This is a genomic window from Echinicola shivajiensis (assembly GCF_018642165.1).
In the GTDB taxonomy this organism is placed as follows: domain Bacteria; phylum Bacteroidota; class Bacteroidia; order Cytophagales; family Cyclobacteriaceae; genus Echinicola; species Echinicola shivajiensis.
This window is the reverse complement of sequence record NZ_JAHHZM010000001.1, coordinates 85588-110388: the sequence shown is the minus strand read 5'-3', so window position 1 is coordinate 110388 and position 24801 is coordinate 85588. Positions and strand designations below refer to the sequence as shown.

At 37.3% G+C, this 24801-nt stretch carries 22 protein-coding genes; 13 read left to right on the top strand and 9 right to left on the bottom strand.

What is annotated here, in order from left to right; all coding sequences use genetic code 11:
• Positions 1–181 precede the first annotated feature (181 nt).
• The 7 genes from KMW37_RS00465 to KMW37_RS00435 all read left to right on the top strand — a co-directional run bounded on the left by KMW37_RS00465 (position 182) and on the right by KMW37_RS00435 (position 13169).
• Positions 182–2533 (top strand): GH92 family glycosyl hydrolase, encoded by a 2352-nt coding sequence (locus KMW37_RS00465; RefSeq protein WP_215222644.1) that lies wholly within the window; start codon positions 182–184, stop codon positions 2531–2533.
• A gap of 461 nt (positions 2534–2994) precedes the next feature.
• On the top strand, positions 2995–7032 hold the full coding sequence (locus tag KMW37_RS00460; protein WP_215222643.1) for a hybrid sensor histidine kinase/response regulator: 4038 nt from the start codon (positions 2995–2997) through the stop codon (positions 7030–7032).
• A gap of 195 nt (positions 7033–7227) precedes the next feature.
• The gene (locus KMW37_RS00455) at positions 7228–10179 is read left to right on the top strand and encodes a glycosyl hydrolase (protein WP_215222642.1); all 2952 of its coding nucleotides are present in this window, start codon (positions 7228–7230) and stop codon (positions 10177–10179) included.
• A 173-nt stretch (positions 10180–10352) separates the two neighbouring features.
• Positions 10353–11936 (top strand): glycoside hydrolase family 28 protein, encoded by a 1584-nt coding sequence (locus KMW37_RS00450; RefSeq protein WP_215222641.1) that lies wholly within the window; start codon positions 10353–10355, stop codon positions 11934–11936.
• A 630-nt stretch (positions 11937–12566) separates the two neighbouring features.
• Positions 12567–12692 carry an Arm DNA-binding domain-containing protein gene (locus KMW37_RS22625; protein ID WP_215222640.1) on the top strand — a complete coding sequence of 42 codons (126 nt, stop codon included), beginning with the start codon at positions 12567–12569 and terminating at the stop codon, positions 12690–12692.
• On the top strand, positions 12649–12978 hold the full coding sequence (locus tag KMW37_RS00440) for a hypothetical protein (RefSeq protein ID WP_215222639.1): 330 nt from the start codon (positions 12649–12651) through the stop codon (positions 12976–12978). The genes KMW37_RS22625 and KMW37_RS00440 overlap by 44 nt, the downstream gene beginning before the upstream one ends.
• Positions 12975–13169 carry a tyrosine-type recombinase/integrase gene (locus tag KMW37_RS00435; RefSeq protein ID WP_215222638.1) on the top strand — a complete coding sequence of 65 codons (195 nt, stop codon included), beginning with the start codon at positions 12975–12977 and terminating at the stop codon, positions 13167–13169. Before KMW37_RS00440 ends, KMW37_RS00435 begins: the two co-directional genes overlap by 4 nt.
• 292 nt (positions 13170–13461) lie before the next feature.
• On the opposite strand, the gene KMW37_RS00430 is transcribed toward KMW37_RS00435, so the two are convergent.
• From KMW37_RS00430 to KMW37_RS00390, 9 genes are all read right to left on the bottom strand, one after another.
• The gene (locus tag KMW37_RS00430; RefSeq protein ID WP_246581267.1) at positions 13462–13980 is read right to left on the bottom strand and encodes a DinB family protein; all 519 of its coding nucleotides are present in this window, start codon (positions 13978–13980) and stop codon (positions 13462–13464) included.
• Positions 13981–14255: 275 nt separating this feature from the next.
• Positions 14256–15254, bottom strand: coding sequence for an aldo/keto reductase (locus KMW37_RS00425; RefSeq protein ID WP_215222637.1), 999 nt, complete (start codon positions 15252–15254; stop codon positions 14256–14258).
• Positions 15236–16468 (bottom strand): MFS transporter, encoded by a 1233-nt coding sequence (locus KMW37_RS00420; protein ID WP_215222636.1) that lies wholly within the window; start codon positions 16466–16468, stop codon positions 15236–15238. Before KMW37_RS00420 ends, KMW37_RS00425 begins: the two co-directional genes overlap by 19 nt.
• Positions 16469–16542: 74 nt before the next feature.
• On the bottom strand, positions 16543–17118 hold the full coding sequence (locus KMW37_RS00415; RefSeq protein ID WP_215222635.1) for a Crp/Fnr family transcriptional regulator: 576 nt from the start codon (positions 17116–17118) through the stop codon (positions 16543–16545).
• Positions 17119–17559: 441 nt separating this feature from the next.
• Positions 17560–18012, bottom strand: a complete 453-nt coding sequence (locus KMW37_RS00410; protein WP_215222634.1) for a DUF1569 domain-containing protein — start codon at positions 18010–18012, stop codon at positions 17560–17562.
• Positions 18013–18015: 3 nt separating this feature from the next.
• A complete protein-coding gene (locus KMW37_RS00405) occupies positions 18016–19266 on the bottom strand; it encodes an RNA polymerase sigma factor (RefSeq protein WP_215222633.1) in 1251 nt (416 codons plus the stop codon).
• Between the two features lie 3 nt (positions 19267–19269).
• Entirely contained in the window at positions 19270–19611 is a 342-nt protein-coding gene (locus KMW37_RS00400; RefSeq protein WP_215222632.1) for a YciI family protein, read from the bottom strand.
• A gap of 73 nt (positions 19612–19684) precedes the next feature.
• A complete protein-coding gene (locus KMW37_RS00395) occupies positions 19685–20062 on the bottom strand; it encodes a nuclear transport factor 2 family protein (protein WP_215222631.1) in 378 nt (125 codons plus the stop codon).
• Between the two features lie 229 nt (positions 20063–20291).
• Entirely contained in the window at positions 20292–20912 is a 621-nt protein-coding gene (locus KMW37_RS00390) for a dihydrofolate reductase family protein (protein WP_215222630.1), read from the bottom strand.
• A 509-nt stretch (positions 20913–21421) separates the two neighbouring features.
• On the opposite strand from KMW37_RS00390, the gene KMW37_RS00385 reads away from it, so the two are divergent.
• The 6 genes from KMW37_RS00385 to KMW37_RS00360 all read left to right on the top strand — a co-directional run bounded on the left by KMW37_RS00385 (position 21422) and on the right by KMW37_RS00360 (position 24795).
• The gene (locus KMW37_RS00385; protein ID WP_215222629.1) at positions 21422–21658 is read left to right on the top strand and encodes a hypothetical protein; all 237 of its coding nucleotides are present in this window, start codon (positions 21422–21424) and stop codon (positions 21656–21658) included.
• Between the two features lie 168 nt (positions 21659–21826).
• A complete protein-coding gene (locus KMW37_RS00380; protein WP_215222628.1) occupies positions 21827–22294 on the top strand; it encodes a hypothetical protein in 468 nt (155 codons plus the stop codon).
• Between the two features lie 42 nt (positions 22295–22336).
• On the top strand, positions 22337–22852 hold the full coding sequence (locus KMW37_RS00375; protein ID WP_215222627.1) for a DUF2975 domain-containing protein: 516 nt from the start codon (positions 22337–22339) through the stop codon (positions 22850–22852).
• Positions 22853–22854: 2 nt separating this feature from the next.
• On the top strand, positions 22855–23061 hold the full coding sequence (locus KMW37_RS00370; protein ID WP_215222626.1) for a helix-turn-helix domain-containing protein: 207 nt from the start codon (positions 22855–22857) through the stop codon (positions 23059–23061).
• Positions 23062–23083: 22 nt separating this feature from the next.
• Entirely contained in the window at positions 23084–24097 is a 1014-nt protein-coding gene (locus tag KMW37_RS00365; protein WP_215222625.1) for an OmpA family protein, read from the top strand.
• A 65-nt stretch (positions 24098–24162) separates the two neighbouring features.
• Positions 24163–24795, top strand: coding sequence for a hypothetical protein (locus KMW37_RS00360; protein WP_215222624.1), 633 nt, complete (start codon positions 24163–24165; stop codon positions 24793–24795).
• Positions 24796–24801: the final 6 nt, after the last annotated feature.

The window sequence follows — 24801 nt, the reverse complement described above, 5'->3', positions numbered from 1 at the left end:
AAAGGTGATTTATAGTTTAAAAGGCAGGGGTAAATTATCATCTGCCTTTTAAACTTAAATCTTGATGGCACATAGATTAAAATATCTAGAGGGTGGATTTAGTGAGTGGAATAAATTGGAAATGTTTTAACTGTGATTTTATAAATAAAAACGATTGGAGCGCTGTTTAATCTGAAAATACATGATCAAGAACAATTTATTAATTCAATTTTTATTTTTTCTGGTAGTAGGAACACTTGTGGCTTGTACACAAAATGTGAAGTCGGATGGCAAAGCTTCTGAAAGCCATTTATACGCAGATTTGGTATACCCTGAACTTGACACAGAGAATTCAAGGTGGTTTTTCTTTTCCTCGGCAAGTAGGCCTTTTGGAATGGTAAATCTCAGCCCTGATACTGAAATTGATGGGGCATGGGGAAGTGGATATAGGTATAATACGGATACCATCAAGGGGTTTAGTCATATTCACGCATGGCAGATGGCTGGCGTATCAGTTATGCCTGTTACTATTTCATCGGAAAATATAAATTCTGTGTATGAAGATTTTTATTCTAAGTTCAGCCATGAAACTGAAAAAATAACACCGGGGTATCATTATATAGAGCTTGACAGGTACAAAATTAAATCAGAAATAACGAGTACAACACGTGTCGGTTTACATCAATATACATTTCCATCCAATAAGCAAGCATCGATATTGTTTAATCTCAACACCTTATTAGGTCCTTGTGAAAACAAGGATGGTGAGCTAAAGAGGGTTGGTGATCATGAGCTTTCAGGAAAAGTGGTGATCAGCCCGACTCATAGAAGGCCAAAACCAGTTACTGTTTTCTTCCACATAATACTTGACAATGAGATCAAAGATCTCAACCAAGATGAAAAAACAGGCAACTATCTGGTAAAAATCAATAATGATGGAATGAAAGTCCTCATGAAAGTGGGAATCTCTTACACATCATTGGAAAATGCCCGAAATAATATCGATAAAGAATTACCGCATTGGGATTTTGATAAGGTAGTGGCCCAATCAAAAAATGAGTGGAACAATTTATTGGGTAGAATTATAGTTGAGGGAGGAACGGTAAATGATCAAAGAAGATTTTATACTGATTTATGGCACGCTTTGCAGGGGCGAAGAATTATTAGTGATGTAAATGGTGCATACCCAGATAATACTGGTCAAGAATTTAGGGTAGGGCAGTTACCATTGGATGAAAACGGGAAACCCAAATTTAACCACTTCAATTCTGATTCCTTTTGGGGCGCTCAATGGACAATCAATACACTTTGGGGCTTGGTTTATCCTGAAATTAAAAGGCAATTTGTTTATTCACTTTTGCAGTATCAAAAAGATGGGGGATTAATCCCCAGAGGGCCATCCGGGGGGAATTATACCAATGTAATGACAGGTGCTTCCAGCACACCCTTTATTGTAAGTGCAATTCAAGAAGGATTAATTGTCGAGGATTTGGAAAATATTTACCAAGCTTTGAAGAAGAACCATATGCCAGGGGGGATGATGGAAAAGGCCGGTTATGAACATTACTCAAATCTCGGAGGTGGCTTAAAATACTATATGGAAAATGGGGTGGTTCCCTATCCTATCCCAGAAGGAGGATTTGGGGGGCATCAGGAAGGGGGAAGCCTGACATTGGAGTATGCCTATCAGGATTGGACGCTTGCACAACTGGCCAAAAAACTGGGACTTAAGGACGACTACAATTATTTCCTAAAACGTTCAGAAAATTTCAGGAATGTTTATGATGAAACTTCAGGTTGGATGAGGCCTAAAAATGTAAACAGTGAGTGGTATGGGAATTTTGATCCATATGAATATAAAGTAGGGTTTGTTGAAGCGAACAGTGCTCAAGCTACCTGGTTTGTACCGCACAACCTGGAAGGTTTGGCAAATCTAATGGGGGGAGCAGAAAAAGCCGTGGAAAAGCTCAACAGACAGTTTATTGAGGCAGAAAAAATGGGGTTTACGGCAGGTACATCACATGATGTGGAAGAACACCCGGAATATAGAAGAATACCCATCAACTATGGGAATCAGCCATCGATTCAAACGGCTTTTGTTTTTCACAAAATTGGAAGCCCAAGCCTAACCCAATACTGGTCACGAAAGGTGGTTGAAAAAACTTTCAGTGGTCTATCCCCTTCGACGGGCTATAATGGAGATGAAGATCAGGGGCTAATGGGAAGTTTATCTGTTTTAATGAAAATAGGTTTGTTTCAAATGAATGGTGGGGTCGATGAAAACCCTGAATATCAAATAGGAAGTCCTATGTTTGACAAAGTCATTATTAAATTGAATCCAGATTATTATTCAAATTCCAACTTTATTATTGAAGCTAATAATAACAGCAAGGAAAATGTATATGTCCAATCGGTTCGATTAAATAATAAGTCCACAAAAGAATTTGTGATTCATCATGATCAAATTACTCATGGAGGAAAGCTAGAGCTTCAAATGACCAACAGTTCAAATGTTCCTATGGACAATAACTTGGCTAATGAAGACCTTAAATAAATTCTAATTCTAGAATATTTTCCTTAAGCGGATTTTGAGGTTTTTATTTGAATATTACTTAAATGGGTATGTATGTTGGTAAATAGGGGCAAATGTTCGGTACAGCTGAAGGAAAGCCAGAATGTAAATATCTAGGGATTTAAGTTTCTTGTAATTGAACACGAACAATAGGACTTGTGGGCGAGGGCGATAGAAGATGATCAGGTAAAAGGAATGCTATTATATAGCAAATCAATAATGATGTGTAAATATTTGTTTTTAGCATGTGTCCTTTGTTTGATGCCGTTTTCAGAAGTAAATGTTTATACTTAACCTTGAAATTAAATTGGCTGGTTAAAAATATCAAATAGGTAAGTTTATACATGTGGACTTGTATTTTCAAACCCAATTTGATGGATAAAGGTTGTTGCTTCATTTCAATAAGGCAACAGGTAGATTACTGTAAATTAAGCAATACATTAATGAAGCAATATTTAGTAATAGGTTTATTAATAATAATTTTACCTTTTTGTGCTATATCACAAAGTATAGAATTTGAGCATTACAATGATAACTACGGGCTGTCACATAACTCCATCAGGCATATCGTTCAGGACAACCAGGGCTTTGTTTGGCTAGGTACCTTTAATGGTTTAAACCGTTTTGATGGATTCCAATTTCAACATTATTTAAGTTATGCTGAAGGCAGCAATACTTTGCAAAATGATGATATTACCGCTTTAAAATTGGATAGTGCAACAAATTCCTTGTGGATAGGAACGAGAAAGGGTTTGACTCACCTACAAATCGATACCCATGTATTTACAACCTATTTATCCGATGAAAATGACCCTAATAGCCTGCCGGACAACGAAGTCCGCTCTGTTTACTTGGATAAGTTTAATCGGGTTTGGGTCGGCACAAGAAATAGCGGTTTGTTTTTATTTGAACCTGAAAAAAATACTTTTACCAAAATCCCTCTTAAAGGATTTAATTATGTAAAGGAGATTTTCGAAGATAAAAGTGGAAATATTTGGGTGGGATCCTATGAATCTGGTGGTATTGCCAAGGTAAAACTCGGTAGTACGGGGATAATTTCGGAAATAGAATATTTCACATTATCGGTACCTGGCTCAAAAGTCACCAATCCCTACCTGTATTTTATATTTGAAGATAAAAAGGGCGATATCTTCGCAGGAACCCGAAAAGGAATTTACAGGCTGGATAAACACCACAATACTTTTGTGAATTTGTATATCCATGAGGATGAAATAAGGGACAAACTTGGACCATATTTTTTGTGCGTGGCCCAAGCCCCGGACGGTAAATATTGGGTTGGGACTCTCGGTGGGTTGTTGGTCTGTGATAAATTGGAGGATATCCAAAAAGGGGATTTTCAATGGTATTATTCCGTGTTGTCGGAAAATACATCCTTGGTATATAATTTGGTTTCGGCCCTGTATTTTGATCCAGCTGGAGTGCTGTGGATTGGAACTGAGGAGGGCCTGGATAAGTATGATCCCTACGAGAATCAATTTAAGATCAACAAGGATATTTCGAAATATATCGAAAATCAGGTTCCCAAGATCAGAGGGTTCGCAAAAACTAATTTAAATGAAATCGTTGTCGCAACAAGGCATAACGGCCTTTTTATCTCTGAAAGAGGGGGGGTTGTCCCATTGTTCAAAGAAAAACATGACATTGCAAGCATATATTCCTATGACGGAATAAACTTCTATTGCGGTTTATGGAATGGGAAAGTTCTGATTTACAACTATCTTCAAAAGACGTCTAAAATAATAGAGGTCGGGTTTAAAAATTCAGTAATTGTTAATTTTTTAGAATATGATGACAATTTAGTTGTTTCCTCATATGGTGAAGGTGCTGTGCTATTGGATAAACATACTCTAAAACCTTCTATCCACATATTGCCCGGATTTAAAATCAATAAGGTAGCAACAGATTTTGAGAATAACTTATGGTTTGCCACTGAAGCTGGAGCAGTTAAGTATGATTTAACGACAGGAGATTACATTGTCTATGGAGAGAGAAATCAACCGCATGTCGGTCTGCCCCATGAAAATGTAAGTGATATAATTGTTGATTCCCGTGGATTAATTTGGGCTGGTACAAGAAAAGGTTTGGCCCTTTTTGACGCAAAGGTCGATGCGTTTAAACCAAATACCGGACCTAAAGAAATGAATGGTAAATGGGTAACCGATATAGTTGAAGACGCAAATGGTTATTTGTGGCTAAATATGAATAATAATAATATTTCAAGATTTGATGTTGAAAATAACCAAGCCAATATTTATAACGTCAACAGTGGGAACAGACTTGATGTATTTAGCTCCAGTGGGTTTTATAACTTCGATAATACAAAAGTTTATTTAGGTGGAAAAAACGGGATTATCTATTTTTCTCCTTTGACTATTAAAGAAAACGAATGGTCTCCCAAGCCAATTGTCACAGCGTTCAAAGTGAACAATGAGTTGGTTTTGCCAGGATTAAAAATAAACGGTCAGGTACCGCTATTGAAAGATATAAATTATTCCAGAAGTGCAACACTAAGCTATGAGAATCGAAATTTCTCCATTCAATTTGCAAACGCATACTTCACAAATCAGCATTTAAACAAATTTGAGTATATGCTTGAAGGGTTTGATCAAAATTGGATCCAGACCAATAGTAATTCAAGAATAGTTCAATACACCAATTTACCTTCAGGTACTTATAATTTTAAAATCAGGGCATGTAATAGTGATGGGATATGGAGTGAGGTCTCCAATTATAGTATTAAGATACTGCCTCCTTTTTGGGCAAGCTACCAAGGAATTGCCTTATTACTATTGGTAATGAGTTTGATTGTGTACTTCACAAGAAAGCAAATTAAATCCCGTATTAATTTACGACGAGAGCTGTTGACTGAAAAAGTTATGCGGGAACGTGACGAGAAACTCAACAATGAAAAACTAAGGTTCTTTACCAATATTTCACATGAAATAAGAACACCATTGTCGTTAATCCTTGGTCCTGTAAAACAAATTTTAGAGTACGAAAACAGTAACGATTTTATCAATAGTAAAGCCAACTTAATCAACCATAGTACCAACAGGCTATTAAGTTTGGTTAATCAAATCCTCGATTTCAGACGTGCCGAAACAGGAGAGATCAAATTAAAGGTTACGAATGTAGATATACTGCCTTTTACAAAAAATGTGTTTTATTCTTTTATGGAATTGGCGCAATCAAAAAATATAGATTTTAATTTTAACGTAGAAGGCAAGGCGATTGAGTGCTGGATAGATGTGGATAAATACAGTAAAATACTGTATAATCTATTGTCAAATGCATTGAAATTTACAAATAACAATGGTCATGTAGATTTGTTTATCGGGGTTAAGGAACAGGACTCGAAAACATTAATGATAGAAGTTAGTGATGATGGTATTGGCATTCCCCCAGAAAGCCAGGAAAAGATCTTTTCAAGATTTTACCAAGCCTCAAATAGTAAGGATAGTACAACTGGGACAGGAATTGGGCTGTCACTAGTGAAATCTTTGGTGGAGATTCATCGGGGCAAAGTTTTGGTTCAAAGTTCTGCAAACTCCGGTAGTATTTTTACTGTGGAATTACCTGTATCAAAAGATGCATACAATATAAATCAGATTTCTTACTCAAGTGATGAGAAAGAAGATGTCATTAATTCTTGTTTTATAAATTCGATCCTTCCCCAAGGTGAATACATAAGCCCGAAATCCAATACCGATGTAAAGTCATCGGTGGTAGTAATTGATGATAATACTGAACTTCGAAATTATGTAATAGAGTTTTTATCCGATCAATATAAAGTTTATGGGGCAGAAAATGGAAAAGAAGGGTTAGAGCTTTGCCGGAAAATTAAACCAGTACTCTGTGTGGTAGATGTCATGATGCCCTTAATGGATGGTTTTGAATTTGTAAATGCGCTTAAAAGCGATGAAAAAATTAGCCATACTGCAGTTGTATTACTAACTGCTCTAGGGGAAAATGAGAATAGGATTAAAGGATATAAAGTTGGAGTAGATGGATACATTGTAAAGCCTTTTGATCCCTCACTATTAAAATCGAGAATTGATAATATTATCAAAATTCGTTTTGACCTTAAACAGAAATTTTCCGAAGAAACGGAAAGTGATGTGATCAGTTTGGTACATTCGCAAATAGATATTGACTTGATTTCGAAAATAAAGGAAATTATAGAAGAGAATATCGCTAAATCAGATCTAACGCCTACATTTCTTTGCTCAGAATTGGCCTTGAGTTCGTCAAAACTCTATCGGAAAATCACCGAGCTCACCGATATGTCGCCCAATGAGTTTATAAGGACAATTCGATTAAAAAAATCAGCTTCGCTTTTAAAAACTAAAAACTACAATGTCTCTGAAGTTGCCATTGCTGTTGGGTTTAATGATCCTCTTTATTTCAGTAGGCGGTTCAAAGAGCAATTTGGATATGCTCCAAGCAAATTGATTAAATGATTTTTTTCAATGTCAATTTAGTCTATGATCCAATTTGTTGAAAAATAAAGATAAAAAGGCTGGAATGACTGCAATGCATCACCAGGTGAATAAATAATGTCATGTAATAATTCAATACTGTTAAATGACAAAATATAGAATTTAATTTCTCAATGTATAACCTCAAGAAAGGCAGTACAATTAAATATTGACCTTATGAAAACAATAAGTAACCTTCTAGTATTATTTTTCTCCAGCTTTTTAGCAATAGGTGGTTTAAAGGCCCAAGGGTATAATAAAGACACTAAAAAAGTAGATTTTTACAGTGTAAAAGCAAATTTTCAAGCTCCTGATAAAGAAAGTGGTGTAAACTGCTGGTGGTGGTGGTTAAATGGAAATGTAAGCAAAGAAGCAATTACAAAAGATCTTGAAGCGATGAAATCGCGGAATTTCCACGGGGCGATGATATTTGATGCTGGTGGCCAAAATCAACGAGGAAATAGGGATATTCCCAAAGGACCGTTATATGGTTCAGATGATTGGAATGATTTGTTCGTTTATGCCCTAAATGAAGCAAAAAGATTAGACCTGGAAATAGGGTTTAATATACAGAGTGGCTGGAACCTAGGAGGTCCCCGAGTATCGGCTAAATATACCGCTAAGCAGCTGACTTATTCGGAAGCAAAGGTAACTGGAGGGAAGAAATTGTCAGTGAAAATGGAGCAACCCAAGACTCATTTGGATTATTATAATGACATTGCCGTGCTTGCCTTTCCAATAAATACATCCAATAAGATAGACGAGGGCATTTCCGATTTGGATCTAAAACTTGGATTTCATGAAATGGGAGGTTCGGCAACAGATTGTCGTTTTCTGCTTCATAATAAACCTCGGAACAAGAATGAAAAATTAGCGGAAGCCTATATTGTAAAAAAGGATGACATACTTGATTTATCAGGGGCATTAGATGAAAAGGGGAATCTGGATTGGGATGCACCTAGTGGGGAATGGGCAGTATTAAGAATTGGTTATACCTGTACTGAAGAAGATGTTTCTACTTCCAGTGGGGATTGGCAAGGAAATGTTCTTGATCATATGAGTGAAGAAGCTTTTGATTTCTATTGGAATGATGTAGTGGAGCCCATTTTTAAAGCAGCAGGTGACCATGTAGGAAACACCTTGAAATATATGGAAACGGATAGCTGGGAATGTGGAGGAATGAATTGGACGGATAAATTTGGATCAGAATTCAAAAAATACAGAGGTTATGATATTAAGAATTATTTGCCAATAGTAGCCGGATATGTTGTTGAAGATATAGAAACTTCGAATGCCTTTTTAGCTGATTTCAGGAAAACACTTGGGGACTTAGTGGCATATAATCATTATGCCCGCTTTCAGGAGTACGCTCACAAATACAATATGGGTATTCAACCCGAATCTGCAGGTCCGCATGCTGGACCATTTGATGGAATAAAAAACTATGGTTTTAGTGATATAGTGATGAGTGAATTTTGGTCTCCTTCACAACATCGTCCCATGCCGAAGGATAGGTTCTTTTTAAAACAGGCTTCCTCAGCAGCCCATATTTATGGGAAGAAGATTGTTGGAGCTGAATCATTTACATCCATAAAGAAACATTGGACGGATGAGTTATGGCATGACCAGAAATCGTCATTTGATCACGAAATTTGTGGAGGTTTAAACCGTATGTACTTCCATACATTTACATGTTCGCCAAAGGAAATGGGATTTCCAGGTCAGGAATATTTTGCAGGTACGCATGTTAATCCGCAATTAACTTGGTGGGATTATTCAGGTCCATTTATTGACTATATGCACCGTACCCAATCCGTGGTGCAGGAAGGTAAGTTTGTTGCTGACGCCTTATATTATTATGGAGATCATGTACCTAATGTTTTTCCGTTTAAACACGCTGATCCAGCAGGGGTATTGCCAGGGTTTGATTATGATGTGACCGATGAACCTATTTTTCTCCAATTGAAAGTAGATGCCGGAAAGATAGTTGTACCTGGTGGTGTTGAATATAGGGTTTTGGTACTGCCAGATCATAAAGTTTTGTCTCTGGCAGTATTGAAAAAGTTGGAGGAATTGTTGGTAGATGGGGCTGTCATTTTGGGGGCAAAGCCTGAAATGTCAAGTAGTTTAGTTGGAGGAGCAAAAGGAGAGAAGGAGTTTAATTTTATAGCTAATAGAGTTTGGGATGGGTATGCACCAGGAAAAGGTGGACATATGTACGGCAGCGGTAAGATCCTTTGGGGGATAACTGCACGAGAGTATTTGCTTTCAAAAAAGGTTAAGGAAGATTTTGATATTATTGAAAATGACAGTAAAACCGATTTTGATTATATCCATTACACCATTGGAAGCAGTGATATTTATTTTGTAACCAATCAAACGGTAGAAAAACAAAAAATAAATGCCCGATTTCGGGTTTCGGAAAAACAACCTGAATTATGGGATCCACTGACAGGAGAGATTCGAAAGGCCAAAGCTTTTACACAAAACGACGGAATGACGACAGTTCCTTTGACCTTAGAACCTTATGGGGCCATTATTGTGGCATTCAATGATGTGATTCCAGAGGATAAACAAGGGACCGATAAGCGAAATTATCCTGATTATAAAAAATTGATGTATATCGATGGAGAATGGGTAGTGAATTTCGATACAGAAAAGGGAGGTCCTGGCTCAGTAGTATTTCCTGAATTAGCAGACTGGTCGGAGCATGCTAAGGATGGGATCAAATACTATTCAGGTGAAGCCATATATAATAAAGTATTTAAGGTTGATTTTGAGCCCAATAAGAGTAAGCAGTATTTTCTGCAACTGGGAAGTGTGAAGGATGTGGGTATTGCAGAAATCAGGATCAATGGGAAAGACAAAGGGATATTGTGGACTGCCCCATTTAGGGTGGAAATTAGCGATGAATTAAAGAAGGGAGAGAACAATTTGGAAATTAAAGTAGTGAATTCATGGTATAACCGCGTGGCAGGTGATCAAAGGTTTCCAAATAACAATCAGTTCACCAAAACTAATATTGATTTATTTTATGATTACAGGGGCAGACCAATTGAATCGATAACATTGGAACCTTCGGGGTTAATGGGGCCTGTCACAATTGAGGAGGTTGGTTTGAATAAATAAACTAGTAGTCTTTTAGTTCCTAAACCATTGATTTTATATTTCTCAAAGATCCTATAGAATGAAATTATGATTGCTACTAGGATATGTTTCTTGGAGAAAAGATATCTAAATATTGGTTATGATTTATATACCTAATGGATCAACAGAGTAAATAATCATTTAACTTATTAATAATGAATAATAGCCGTTTTATCAAAAAGGTAACCAGTGTACTGATTTTGATATTTATTTTAATGATTTCCACTAATGAATATGCAATTTCCCAGAAGGTTAATGAATTCATTATCACAGATTATGGAGCAATTGGAGATGGGACAAGCCTAAATACTTCTGCTATTCAAAAGACAATTGATATGGCTCATAATAGTGGGGGAGGTAAAGTGATTGTACCCAAGGGAAAGTTTTTGACCGGAACTCTGGAACTTAAAAGTAATATAGAACTAGAGGTACAGAAGGAAGGTGTTTTATTGGGGAGTCCCAATCCATCGCATTATAGAGCTTTAGAAATGTTGGATAGGCCAGAAAGTCCTAAGAAGGATGATAATTCCCAGTTGGCCTTGATCGTGGCCTATAAAGCAACAAATATTTCCTTATCCGGTGGAGGTACCATTGATGGGCAAGGGAGATCACTTGCTCTAAATATTGATAGTTTACATCATGCAGGTATAGTGGTGGATCCCAATTATTCTTATAGTGTTAATAGGCCCAATGAGCGAATGAGACCGAAATTGATTCGCTTTTCAACTAGTGAAAACATCAAATTGTCAAATTTAAATTTCAAAAATTCAGCCTGCTGGGGATTGTCTTTTGAGTTGTGCACAAATTTGGCAATGGATAAACTAAATATCAATAATAGGGCCTATTGGAACAATGATGGGATGGATATTACAGATTCTAGGAATGTCAGGGTGACCAATTGCAAAATCAATTCCGCAGATGATGGCATTTGTCTTAAGTCCTATTATTTGGGACATTTTAATGATTCCATTTATATAGCCAATTGCGTTATCAATACTGGAGCAAGTGCCATCAAATTCGGTACTGCATCATATGGGGGATTCAAAAATGTTACAATAAATAATATTGAAGTATTTGATACTTTTCGCTCAGCAATAGCCTTGGAATGTGTGGATGGTGGAGTAATAGAAAATATTGATATATCTGATATAAACGCCAAAAACACAGGAAATGCCATTTTTATACGACTTGGCCACAGAGATGGAAAGGAGCCAGGTAGTATAAAAAATGTTCATATTAAAGATGTTAAGGTTCAGGTTCCATTTGCTCGTCCAGATATCAATTATGATTTGAGGGCTAGGCAGCCAGGAACTCATCATAATCCAATTCCATCTTCAATAACGGGGATACCGGGCAAAAAGGTGGAAAATGTAATTTTGGAGAATATAGCAATAACTGTTCCAGGCAGGTCTTCTAAAGGGCAGGCTTATATTCCTTTGAGTGATTTGGATAGGGTTCCTGAGCAAATCAAAAACTATCCGGAGTTTACCATGTTTGGTGAATTACCTTCATGGGGTATTTATGTTCGACATGCGAATAATATAGTACTTAAAAATGTAACTCTTAAACATGCAGAGGATGATTTTAGACCAGCTCTTATTTTTGATGATGTAGAAGGAATAAGCCTGAAAAGGATTAATCTTCCATCAGAAAAAAATAAAGATCAGATAATTTTAAAAGCCTCATCCAATTTCCGAGAAGATGAAGAAATAAAGCATAAAGTAAGGATTACTGATTAAGGATTATCTATATTTTATGTCTTCAGTTTAGGTTTGAATTAATATTTTTAAGAAACTCCAAATCTCATCTTTTGATAATCTATACAAAAATCTGAATTTCAGTGTATATTTGGTAAATGTTCAAATATGCACTGAAATTCACTCAGAATAATTGAGACCTATTCGGTGACCTATAAATTTGAAATTGTTTTAACTTTCTGAAAAACAGCGTGTTGAAAGCTTAGGTTCGAATCCCGCCACTCCGACAAAATGGGGTCTGATTGGATCCAAAAGCCTTCAAAACGTATGTTTTGGAGGCTTTTTTGTTTTTTATACCTTAAAGAACATCAAACAATTTATTCGCAGGTTAATAGGGAAATGCGCTCATGAATCTTCGATTTCAAAGAAAATGGGACCCATTCGGTGACCCAATTTAATTTTCTATTTTGGGTCCCGTTTTAGGTCTTAAGTCATTGATCTATAGGTTCTTTCTGATCTTGATTTTGGGGTGTTTTTAGGCCTTTTTGAGCTTGAAAATAAGTCGTTTTGGTGACCTTTTTTGATAAAAAGGCATCATTTTAAATCAAATGAAATTGTTATGAAAAGATCTAAAACGCTTGGTATTCAGTTTTTTTATAAGGAAAAAATAAGGTGAGCGAGGGAGGGGAAGCTCCTGTTCATTGCCGAATAACAGTTGACGGAAAGCGAGTGGAAATCTCTGTAAAGAAGGAAATTGAAGTGTCCCTGGGACCATGGCAGGGGAAAGGCCAAAGGTAATAATCCAGCGTCCAGAACCTTCAATAGGTTTCTGGAACATATTAGAACCCAGCTTCTGGAAAGCTACCAAGAACTGTTTGTAGAAAAGAGAAGCATCACAGCTCAAGCAGTTAAAAACAAGTTTTTAGGTATAGAGGAAGAAACACATACCTTGATGGAATTGATTGAATACCACAATATTCAAAATCAAGGCATACTTGAAGAAGGGACATTGAAAAATATCATAATGACCTCAGATCAAAGGCTAAGGGTACTTTTTTTCCGCCCATTTCGAATCAAAAGATGAACAATTATTTAAAGGAAATAGCAGATTTATGCGGAATAGAGAAGAATCTCATTCATCAGACAGCTAGACATACCTTCGCCACTACGGTAACCTTGATGAATGGGGTACCTATTGAAACTGTGAGTAAAATGTTGGGGCACAATAAAATTGCTACAACTCAAATATATGCTAGGGTTGTTGAGAAAAAATAAGTCAAGATATGGAAATGCTTAGGTAAAAGCTCTTTGGAAACTAGCGTCAAACTTGGGTGGTTTTATTAAAACCATCATTTACATTCAAATCGTATTATTTCAAATAAAGTTTAGGCTATGGATATAGATATTATTACGAAACAGGATTTAATGGAATTTAATGAGCAATTTTTTCAAGAGTTGTACAAATTCCTTAAAAATCTGTCATCAAGCAGGTTTTCTAAGGTAGCCCTATCACTTTTCTCGTAACATGAAAAATATGCTTGGATGATGTCAAGGGGTTTCATTTTGATTAAATCTCTTTAAGGTCGTTTGATTGCACCATATTCTCCAATTGGAAAATATGTCTTTGGGTATGGTAGATATTGAACCAGACCCATTCGAATCTTGTGAACTCCCCATATTCTGGGATGGAATAATCAACACAGGTTAATGATAAATCCTTGTTTAGTATGACCTCTTTTATTTGCCCAATTCTTTCTTCTAAGCTATCAATTAATTCCCTTTTGGTTATTTTCTCTTGGGAGGGTAAAATGGCTTCTGGTGATTCCATTTTGATGGTATTGTCAGTGAATAAGGTTTTAACAGACGCCAGTTTTTGGTCAATTGGTCGGGTGGTCGCCTTTGTTTTTCCATTTAATGTCTCGGCAGACGCATACGATTTTAATAGGTGGTCCCCAAGCTGTCCTGCTGACCAGCCACTTTGCGGAAGAAAGTTTAATTGTTTTTCAGTTAAAGAGGAGAGCTTTTTCAATAAAGTCAATGTGGTCTTATGAAATTCGGTAAATGTATTCTCTCTCATTGCTAGCATGCTTCAATATGTTTTTATATCAAAATAAACCTTAAGGCCGTTTCACTATATACAAATCTCGTCAATAAATTCCGATTAATAGAAGTGTGAATGCGACAATCCTGGTGGGAGAATGCGAAAGGGAGGGTGTTCTTAATGTGTTGAATTATAATGGGATAGTAGATGTTTGTTTAATGCTAATGCGGTTTTTAGCAATTCCATAATGATTTGGATCAGTTTGCCCAACCGCATTAGCATAAGGTGTATCTATAGTGAATATTCCTCCACCAGTTATTTTACCTTTCTCCAACCCAATGGGGATAGATCGGTGTTTGTGTTGAGATTTCGTTGAGCTGATTGAAGTGTTTTTCAGATAAATTCCACCCAACAGCCCCTATATTGGAAAGCAGCTGTTTTTCATTTCTTGCGCCTATGACCACATTTGATACGCTTTTGTTTTGAAGTAGCCAGTTTATGGCAATCTGGGGGATCGATTTACCTGTTTCTGCACTGATTTTTTCCAAAACATCTATGATGTTCAAGAGAAAAGCTTCCTCAACCGGTGGACCACCCAGGTCTCCACCCGACTTAATTCTACCTGCTTTTATTTCCAAACCACGCTTGATTTTTCCTGTCAGCCTTCCCCAGCCCAAGGGACTCCATGCCATCAAACCTATATTTTGGTCTTCCAAAAGTGGCATCAGTTCTTGTTCATAATCCCTTCCGATGAGAGAATAATAGCCTTGGTAAACCACATATTTTTCCAAACTGTTCCTTTCGGAAATAGAAAGGGATTTCATTAATTGCCAAGCAGCAAAATTAGAACAGCCGATATACCTTACCTTTCCACTTTTTACCATATTGTCAAGGGTGCTAAGTGTTTCTTCGATCGGTGTATTACGGTCAAAGCCGTGCATTAGATACAAGTCGATATAATCTGTGTCCAACCTTTTTAAGCTGTCTTCGAGGGCATTGATTAAATGGAAACGGGAAGCACCTTTTTCGTTTGGTCCATCTCCCATTTGGAAAGTAGCTTTGGTCGAAACGATGCTTTGGTTTCTTTTACCTTTTAGAGCTTTTCCCAGTACGATTTCTGCATCTCCGATTGAATAGACATTAGCGGTATCAAAGAAGTTGATTCCCCTCTCAAGGCAAATATCAATAAGCCGTGTGGCTTCTTTTTCATCGGTCTGTCCCCATCGCTGGAAGAATTCGTTGGTACCGCCAAAAGTGCCTGTTCCAAGGCTCAATACGGGTACCTTCAAACCTGAATTTCCTAATTTTCTGTATTCCATCTTAATTGTTTTTTAGTGATACGTTTTTCTTTTTTTATGCTGATGATGGCCATAAGTATGGCTATTGCCGAGAATACTGCTCCCATGGAGGGGACTGATTGTAAGCCGAACGGACTGGAAATAATAATTCCCCCTATAGTGGACCCCAAGGCTATCCCTATATTAAAAGCTGAAATATTCAAAACAGAAGAAACATCCTCTGCACCGGCCCTATATTTTTCGGAAAGTTGGATGATATACAATTGCATTCCTGGAACCGTCGCAAATCCAATGGTTCCCATAGTGGCTACCAGGATCAAAGTAGGTATTTTGGATGGTAGAAAATCTGCCATCAGGCCAAGGTTAACCGTAAGTAAAGTGAATAGAACGGCGAGTAATTGTGCGGGGCTTCTATTGGAAAGTTTTCCTCCAAGCAGGTTTCCGAAGGCCACAGAGATTCCGTAAAGGAATAAAATCAAGGTGATTTGGTTTTTACTGAATCCTGAAATTTCTTCCAATAAAGGGGCTAAATACGTGAAGGTCCCAAATAAAGCGGCAAATGAAAATAGGGTCAATGAGAAGCCTATTAGCATTGAACTGCTCCTCAAGACCTTGAATTGTTCTTTAAGGTTTATCTCGCTTCCTTGCTTTATTTTGTTGGGAAGCCATAATTGGTTGGCCAATAGACAAAAAAGGCCTATGACGGAAATGGCAGCAAAGGTAAGGCGCCATCCGAAGTGTTGCCCAATATAAGTCCCCAAGGGCACCCCTGTAACCATGGCTACGGTTAGTCCGGTAAACATGATAGCAATGGCAGTGGCCCTTTTTTCTTCATGGACCATATTGCTGGCGATATTGGCTCCGGTACCGACAAACACCCCGTGTGCTACTCCTGATAAAACCCTTCCTGAAATGAGAATCAAATAGTTATACGATGAAGCAGCCAAAGCATTACTGAGCACAAAGAGAAGAATGAGATAACACAGTAATTTTTTTCTACTGATAGTATTGGTAAATGCCGTGACCACCGGACCACCCATGGCCACGCCCATGGCATAGGAGGTGATTAACCAGCCTGAAGAGGCCGTACTGATTGAAAATTCTCTTGCAATAGTCGGCAGCAAGCCGATCATGACCACTTCCGCAGTGCCAATGGCAAATACGCTAGCGGTCAATGCCCATATGGCTACAGGTATTCGCTGTTGTCGGGTAACTGGTACTTTACTGTTTTTCATATGACAAAGTTCTGAAAGGCATACCTTGCCTGACAGGACATATGTCAAAGATTTGCTGTGAGGAATGTCACATTTTAAGCTTCCATTTTTGACAAGCGGCTTAAAGTTTCCCGGGTCACACCTAGGTATGATGCTATCATGGCCTTGGGTACGCGCTGGATCAAACCTGGATATAGGGTGAGTAAATTATGGTAACGGTCGCTGGCATTGCTGCTCAAAAAACATAAGATGCGCTTTTGTAAGGAAATAAATCCGTTGGTTGTTTTGTTGAAGAAAAAAGTTTGCATTTTAGGGAATTCCCTGATTAAGCTTTCCTTGTTATCTAAGCTTAGCGCAAGTGTTTCTGTATCTTCCAGGCAATCTACGATGAGCGTTGATTTAGTTCTGTGATGAAAGGCCTCTGCGTCTGTAATCCACCAATTTTCCATGCCAAATTGTAAAATATGTTCCTTGCCGTCTGAATCCATCCTGGAAACTTTCATCAATCCATTTACAACGAAGTAGTCGAATTGGGCATAATCACCTTCATAGAGGACGATCTGGTGTTTTTTAAAGGTTCTTTTTTGAAAATATCCCAATACTTGGGAAAACTCATCATCGGTTAATTTGACGATTTCTTCTATTTGTTTTCTTAAGGAGGTCGCATGCATCAATTGAGATGTTTTATGGTTTTTTAACCTAATGGAATACTATAGGAATCAGGTCAGAATGAGTCTTGTTTTTCTTTTCTGGTAATATAGTTTTTTACGCAGTAGATTCCGTAATGGTTAGCATGTGACCGTATTTCCTAAGTTCCGGTACTTCCCCGTATCTTCCCTGACCCATATTTCCATACCTTGCAGCATAGCATAAATGGCTTTGATGAGCCTTGTTTTTTCCTGCAGGTGGGTGTTTCCCATTAAGGGGAAGATCCGGTGTTGGTTGACTGTGGGATTGTAGGATTGTCGAACTGGAGACGGTAGATTGAGGAGTGTTATCGTTTAATGGTTAAATTGTTTATGGTTAAGGGCATTACAAATGCCCATGATTTATTTGTCCAGATTGTAAATCTGGACCGGCGTGACATTAAGTAGTGGCGGTTATTGCATTTTTTATAATCCAAATTGTCTCAAATGATGGTCCGTATGTTTGTAAACCAAAATTCCGATTTGCTCAGTTGTCATTTTTCCGAAAAAATCGTGAACGAAATTGGGGTTATTATAACTTTCATATTCATTTAACAATGAAATCCATTTTGATTTTTCGGCTACAAAATTGCCATTTGACTCTTTAACTTTGAACTGGTCAGAAGTTGGGATATTTTTATCAAAAGGTTTTTCGTCCTTTATCATTCTTTTCAATGCTATTTTCCCAAATATTTTCCCAATAAAAGCTTGCTTGTAAATATGGTTGTCACTGCCTATTATCCACTCATTCCAATAGGTGTTGTGTTTTAGCATCTGAAAAACATTCATTTTCCCCCAAATAGGTTTTTTTTCTTCACTAATTTGCTCAATTCTAGTGATCAATTGTTCTCTTGTCTTTTTATCAAAAATAGTTTCCATATTTTAATTGGTTTCTTTTTGCAGTAGTGCTATTTTCCTGGTTAATGTTCGCTTCTGGGTTTCAGACTTTGTTAGCTCAATGGCCCGCTTATAATGTGAAATTGCCTTTACATAGTCTATATCTGCATATAAATACCCCATCAGTTCGCTATAATAATTACTTTCTGTTAAGTGTAATTTCTCCGCTTCAATAATAGCCTTTTGGTTTCCATAAACTTTTGAAAAGGCGAATGTTCTGTTCAATGCTGTTATGGGTGAATACTCGATTAAAATAAGTTGGTTGTACAATAGGAGAATGTTTTTCCATTTGTTTGCGTTGTCAGTTGAGGTGGTGTGCCAATAAGCAATACCCGCTTCCAGATGATATTTTGAAGTTTCTTTTCCATTAGTGGCTTTGACCAAATAATAATTACCCCTTTCTATAAGTGGTTTGTCCCACAAACTTTTGTCCTGCTCCTCAAACAGAACGGCTTCACCTTTTTTATTGGTTCGAGCTTCAAGTCTGGAACTCTGAAAACACATTAATGCCAACAAGGCATTTGTTTGAGGTGTATTGGTCAGGGGATTTTCTGTCAAGATCAAATTCAATCTGACTGCTTGTGTACAAAGTTCCCGGCGAATGAGTTGATTGTTTGATTTTGAAAAATATCCTTCATTGAACAGCAGGTACAATGTTTGTAAAACGGTTTCCTGCCTTGATTGGATTTCAGGTTTGGTCAATGTTTTTAATTGGAAATTGTCTTTTCGAAGATTGTTTCTCGCCCGTTGAAGTCGTTTTTTGATGGTTTCGGATTTAGTGATGAATGCATTGGCAATTTCTTCCACACCAAAACCACAAAGGATTTGTAGTGCCAATGCAATTTGATTTTCTGCGCTGTTGGCTGGATTGCAAACGGCAAAAACCATGGCCAATTGACTGTCTGAAATTATTTGCTCATTAAATTCAATATTTACAGAGTATTGAGGCTGATCATACTTAAGGTTGTGTTTGATTTGTGTTTCAAAAATGGAAATGTGTTTGAAATAATCCCTGGTCTTGTTTTTTGCAACTGTGTAGAGCCACGCGATTGGGTTTTCTGGTACTCCGTGGATTGCCCAATGTTCGGATGCCTTTAAGAAAGTATCGCTTGCGATGTCCTCGGCAATTTCTATGTGCTTTAAACCAAAATGACGGCACAAAACAGCCGTCATTTTTGCATATTCCTCTCGGAATAAGTGTGGAACAAGGTCAATATGTGATTTTTGATTTTTCAAATATTAATCACGTTTTAGAACTTCTCGAACTTCAATGTTACCTCCAATTTCAAAAATTGGGTTTCCTTTTGCAATTTCTACTGCCTCATCAATAGTTTCCGTTTTTACAATAATGTAACCGCTGATAAACTCCTTGATTTCAGTATAGGGACCATCCGTTACTATATTGTCGGGTTTTACAGTTTTGGCACTTCCCGGAATTGGTAAAAGTGTATTGCCTTGATCCACCAATTTGTTTTGAGCGGCAATACTGCCAAGCCAATTCATCCGCTCCTCCATTTGTTTTGGTGAAGGTTTGAAGTCGGAAATGTCGTTTAGTCTGAAAATTAATGCGAATTCTTTCATAATAATAAATTTTTAATATTCATCCCGATGACGATTGGCTTTTCCATATGGGGACATTTTTCAAGCTCTTTTTTTAAACCTCGATAAGATATGAGGTGATGTTTTTTATTTTCACACCTTTAGCGCCCTGAAAGATATAAAAGTCAGAAAAGGCATATGTTTTTCCATTTTTCATTTTCATAATTCCGTTGGCAGCTCCTTCTTTTCCGTGAGATAAAATTTGTTTGAGGGTTAGCTCGGTTGCTTTTTCGGATTTCATTTTTTCCAATTCCACGGTAAATTTTTCTTTTCCCTCAATTTTCTTGTCACCAATTATCTCCCAAACAATTTCATCTGTAACGCTTTCGGTAATAAACTCTACGTTTCCTTTAGCAAACGCAATATTAAGTTTTTTGATAAGCTCCATTTTCGGAGAGTTTCCACAATTAGGACTTGAAATAATCTTTGTCATTTTAGAATGGTTTTTAATTTCAATACGATTTTTTCAGCTTGTTTATTAGGCTGGTGTAGTCCTTGTCCGAAACTGGGGATCAGTTCTAAATATTGATACAGGACGTCAGGGAGTAGCTGCTGGTATGGTCAGATAAACGCTGGGTTATCTGAGAACAGAAAGCCAAAAAGATAAAGGAGAGCATGGAGGTGAGCAGTATATGGTTGTATTACTTATGATCCATACCTCTCTATATCTTCCCTGACCCATTTTCCCATTCCTTCTGGTAATGATTAACGATGATACCGCACTCAAATGGTGCAGAATTTACCATTTTTAGATTTGTCAATTTCTTGAAAATAGGCAAGCCTTGTCCTAATGCTACCGGGTTTATTATAAAGTGATATTCGTCTATCAAGTTTGATTTTATTAGCGAAGACACAAGTTTTGCACCTCCGTAAACGATAATATTTCCGTTGCTTTTACTTTTCAAGGATTCAATGTCATTTTCTAAATTATCTTTCAGAATGGATATGTTTTGCCAACCACCCGGAATTTCTGTTTCAGTAGTTAAAGTTTTGCTCACCACAAATTTTTCTGCATTTACAATATGGTTGGCAAATTCAAATCTCTTATCTGTTGGGTCTTGTGTTACTTGTTTCCAATGAGCGTTAAACCCCTCTTGAGCCATTTGACTACTTACCAAAATACTGTTAACCGATTTATTTAAGTTTGTGTGATAAGCTTGTAAGTCTTTATCCCAATTCCACTCTTGTCCCCAATTCCAAACCATCCAACTTGTATCGCCCTTCTCGTCTGCGATATATCCATCAATGCTTATTTGTGTTTCAAGAATTAGTTTATTCATCATTTATTTTTTGGAAGTAAAAATCCGTTAGAACAAAAATACCATGTCGTTTTTAAAATTTAGAGGGCTAAATACGACAAAATTAAAGGGGGATAACGTCATTTCAATTTTACCTATTGCCAAAGGTTTCCTGAATGACCGCCAACCAAACTCCTTTTTTATTTCTCAGCGCTTAAAAATTTTTTCATTCTTACTTAAACCCGCATTATGCATTAGCCTATCTATTACGACCTGAAACTACTTTAAAATCAGTCGCTTCGCTGCTGTTTTCGATTCTACCTGGCGGTAGACAGGTTCACCATAGCGATGCTATGATTCAATCTCCAAACAGCCTGATTTTCTTGTAGTTTCAGTTCTCATAATGATTCCTAATGCATAAAGCGGGTTAAAACATATGTACCTCCCAGGGGGGGGCGGTTAAATTGTTTATGGTTAGGGGCGTTACAAATGCCCGTGCTGGTCCAGATTGCAAATCTGGACCAGCACGGTTCAATTGATGAAACATTTTGATAATGGTCGGTGCCTTGTTTTTTGGGGAGGTTCTTGGCCTCCCAAAGGCCTGCTTTAAGGAATTTTCTGATGAAATTGCTGAGCTGAATGCCCAAGCCTATTTTTTGAGCCCTGTCCCTGAACCAACCCCGGTGGATTTTCCAAAACAACTTGCCTATGGCATCATTATAAAAAGCATGGATGCCCCTGTGAATATGGTCTTTTTTTCTGATCAACTCCTTTCAGGAATAGATCCTTAACAGCCCTTTCCAAATAGGTGAAATATATAAAATTGTCTAGGGGTTATGATGGTTGTGTAATTAAAATTATTTTATAAATAATTATTGTTTTATTTTAATTATTATATTTGAAACATTAAATTATTCAGCTATTGAAAGATGCTTTTTTCATTTTTATTTATGGTTCCTATGAAATTTAATATGTTCAAACACTCTCTGTCTGTTTTGTTGTCAAGTTTACTGATCGTTTCGCTCTTCACTGCTTGTTCCAAGGATGATGACCTTCCTGGACTTCCAAAAGGTAAGCGTATGAAATTCACAATTTCAACGTCGAGTTTTCAAAGCGGTGATTATATTAGCTTAACAATTAATGGAAATCCAGCTGATGGACAGGGCTCTACCATTTTTAAATTGAATGGGGATTTACTAAACAATCAAAAAAGTATCACCATCGATGAGGATGAGATTTTGGCCGGAACAGTTACCTTAGAAAGTGTTGTCCCATTATCAGCTGTTTATATTATTGCCGGAGGCTTTAGTAGTGATGATAAGCATTCCTATATATTAAAAATAGAACCGGAAATAGATGACAAAGCAGAAGCGGCGCTTACGCATACTTTCGATGAGGATGTGTCAACAGTCCAATATGAGTTTTAGTAAAGGGATAACCTGTTGAATGGATTTTAAATTTTTGGAAATATGCGACAATCTAAATTAATCGCCAGGGTGCTAAACAGTTTTTTAAAGGTTATAGCCATTTCTTATTTCTTGGTATTGATGTACTCCTTGTTTTGCATAGGGACAGGGTATGGAATTAATATTTCAGAGGATGGGGAAATGAAATATATCCAATATCCATTTTCGGATAAGATTTTCCTGATAATGCAGAATAATATACCGTATATCCTATTTTCATTTTTACTTCCCCTGATTCTCTATTCTTTGTTTTTTTATCTTACGTCAAATGTGTTCAGGGTCTTTGCCATGACTAAATTATTTACCAGGGAAAATGCCAATTGCCTTAGGCTATTCTATCGGTATAATCTATTTGTTCCTTTTCCAGTTACCTTGTTAGCTTCTTTTTTTGTAGAAATTCTAAATAGCATATGGTTACTTGTATTATTGCATTTTATCTTAGGTATCTTCATCTATTTTCTTGCTGAGATTTTTTCACAGGGGATAGGCCTGCAAGATGAACAAGAATTATATATATAGTCATGGCAATCGTTATAAACTTGGATGTGATGCTGGCAAAGCGAAAAATGCAGAGTAAGGAATTAGCGGATAAAATTGGAATTACCACAGTCAATTTATCCATTTTGAAAACCGGTAAAGCAAAGGGCATCCGTTTTGAAACCCTTGAAGCAATCTGTAATGCCCTGGATTGCCAGCCGGGAGATATTTTGGAATATAAAGAAGGATAAACAAAAACCTGAATAATAGAAAATGAATCCAACACCAACTAAAATACCGTTGCTTGCTGTTTCATTATTAGCCAGCTCGGTGACTTTTGCAGTTAATGGAAATCAGCATCATGCCCCTACAGAAATCAGGATTATTCAAGAACAAAGCCTGGGATCCACAAAAAGTGTCATTGATTTCGAAATGGATACTATCCCGATTTCCAAGGCGGATTTAGGTACTATTCCTTTTTTTAGTTTGCCCAATAATATTCATTACGAAAGTAAACCGCTGCAAAGGGAGTATGATGAGATCTATTTCCCCATCGGAGACAAAGGCAAGCTGGAGAAAATCGCTGGCCGCTCTTTTAAATCCTATTTGATGGGGACAGATAACAGTGAATGGTCGCGTCCCTATTTTATAAAGAGTTATGATGAGGCTATCAAAGCTGCCGGCGGGGTCAAGGTTTTTGAGGGGAAGTTTAAGCCAGAGCAAATACAGTTTATGAAGGAAAATGCTGGATATTTAGGGGAGGAGGGCTCTTTGGATTTTTACAATAACACCATCCATTCCTATATCATCCGCCGGCCAGATGGAGATGATATCCACATCCAGTTCGATGCGAATACGGCTGGTGGGTCCATACAGATCGTACAGAAAGAGCCATTTGTCCAAACCATTACCCTTTTAAGGGCTGACCAAATTCAAAAAGAATTGCTTGAAGATGGGAAATCAATCCTGTATATCAATTTTGATACAGACAAGGCTTCCTTAAAACCTCAGGGAGAAGAGGCAGTACTGGAAATAGCCAAAGTGCTAAAGGAAGATAAAAATCTTAAAATTGCTGTCCATGGTTATACAGATAATACCGGAGGGGATGGGCACAATCAAAACCTGTCCGAGTTAAGGGCCGAAACGATTGTGCAGGAATTGGTCAAAAATGGAATTGATCCATCAAGGCTTTATGCAAAAGGTTTTGGTGCCAAGGATCCCATTGCTGATAATGCTACTGCAGAAGGCCGGGCCAAAAACAGAAGAGTGGAGCTGATCAAAATGTAAATCCTACAGGTTGCTAAATGGCATACCTTTGAAATCATATATTAAACCAACTTAAATTTTTAACCATGAAAGTAGTTTTTAATTATTCGCGTGTAATAGGACAGCTGTGCCTTGTCCTTTTTTTATTGTCCTGTACCGATGAAAAGGATGAGACTCCAGATAGAGCTACGGAAGAAACTGTCCGCTTAAAACATTTTGCCGACGCCAATCAGGTCAATGAAGCGGTATTGCCATTAATAAATGGATATGAATTAGGTTCAGATGATTCCTTTACCGATACGGGCAACTATCCCAAGCTCCCCTATATTTACTATTATACGGTCAGGTGGGAAAAAGAAGTCAGCAGCTTGGCAAGTATAAACCTTTCAGTCAGCGGTGATACGGGTATAGGAGATGAGACCAAGGAGGAGATTTTAGAATATTCAGAAGGTATGGTAGAAGTGAATGATCCTAGGATAGGGAAGGCGCCTTATGCGAATGTGTTTGTCATTCGTAATGAGGACAATAGCAAATTGGACTGGAGATATGAATTATATATGGATTTGGGGACTTTAAATGAAGACAACCACCGTATTACGCTTACTGGGGTGTTTATAGGACCTGATTCCCAAATTGATCAGGCCCCCAACCCGCCAAGTGATGCCGAGGCGATTTCGATTATGCTGGAACTTGTGGAAGGTATCAAAACTGATGATTAATAAAAT

What these genes read in the sequence shown, in the direction of transcription:
- KMW37_RS00465 (WP_215222644.1), top strand. Translation starts at nt 182, where the DNA reads ATGATCAAGAACAATTTATTAATTCAATTTTTATTTTTTCTGGTAGTA.
- KMW37_RS00460 (WP_215222643.1), top strand. Translation starts at nt 2,995, where the DNA reads ATGAAGCAATATTTAGTAATAGGTTTATTAATAATAATTTTACCTTTT.
- KMW37_RS00455 (WP_215222642.1), top strand. Translation starts at nt 7,228, where the DNA reads ATGAAAACAATAAGTAACCTTCTAGTATTATTTTTCTCCAGCTTTTTA.
- KMW37_RS00450 (WP_215222641.1), top strand. Translation starts at nt 10,353, where the DNA reads ATGAATAATAGCCGTTTTATCAAAAAGGTAACCAGTGTACTGATTTTG.
- KMW37_RS00435 (WP_215222638.1), top strand. Translation starts at nt 12,975, where the DNA reads ATGAACAATTATTTAAAGGAAATAGCAGATTTATGCGGAATAGAGAAG.
- KMW37_RS00430 (WP_246581267.1), bottom strand. Translation starts at nt 13,980, where the DNA reads ATGCTAGCAATGAGAGAGAATACATTTACCGAATTTCATAAGACCACA.
- KMW37_RS00425 (WP_215222637.1), bottom strand. Translation starts at nt 15,254, where the DNA reads ATGGAATACAGAAAATTAGGAAATTCAGGTTTGAAGGTACCCGTATTG.
- KMW37_RS00420 (WP_215222636.1), bottom strand. Translation starts at nt 16,468, where the DNA reads ATGAAAAACAGTAAAGTACCAGTTACCCGACAACAGCGAATACCTGTA.
- KMW37_RS00415 (WP_215222635.1), bottom strand. Translation starts at nt 17,118, where the DNA reads ATGCATGCGACCTCCTTAAGAAAACAAATAGAAGAAATCGTCAAATTA.
- KMW37_RS00410 (WP_215222634.1), bottom strand. Translation starts at nt 18,012, where the DNA reads ATGGAAACTATTTTTGATAAAAAGACAAGAGAACAATTGATCACTAGA.
- KMW37_RS00400 (WP_215222632.1), bottom strand. Translation starts at nt 19,611, where the DNA reads ATGAAAGAATTCGCATTAATTTTCAGACTAAACGACATTTCCGACTTC.
- KMW37_RS00395 (WP_215222631.1), bottom strand. Translation starts at nt 20,062, where the DNA reads ATGACAAAGATTATTTCAAGTCCTAATTGTGGAAACTCTCCGAAAATG.
- KMW37_RS00390 (WP_215222630.1), bottom strand. Translation starts at nt 20,912, where the DNA reads ATGATGAATAAACTAATTCTTGAAACACAAATAAGCATTGATGGATAT.
- KMW37_RS00385 (WP_215222629.1), top strand. Translation starts at nt 21,422, where the DNA reads ATGGTCGGTGCCTTGTTTTTTGGGGAGGTTCTTGGCCTCCCAAAGGCC.
- KMW37_RS00380 (WP_215222628.1), top strand. Translation starts at nt 21,827, where the DNA reads ATGAAATTTAATATGTTCAAACACTCTCTGTCTGTTTTGTTGTCAAGT.
- KMW37_RS00375 (WP_215222627.1), top strand. Translation starts at nt 22,337, where the DNA reads ATGCGACAATCTAAATTAATCGCCAGGGTGCTAAACAGTTTTTTAAAG.
- KMW37_RS00370 (WP_215222626.1), top strand. Translation starts at nt 22,855, where the DNA reads ATGGCAATCGTTATAAACTTGGATGTGATGCTGGCAAAGCGAAAAATG.
- KMW37_RS00365 (WP_215222625.1), top strand. Translation starts at nt 23,084, where the DNA reads ATGAATCCAACACCAACTAAAATACCGTTGCTTGCTGTTTCATTATTA.
- KMW37_RS00360 (WP_215222624.1), top strand. Translation starts at nt 24,163, where the DNA reads ATGAAAGTAGTTTTTAATTATTCGCGTGTAATAGGACAGCTGTGCCTT.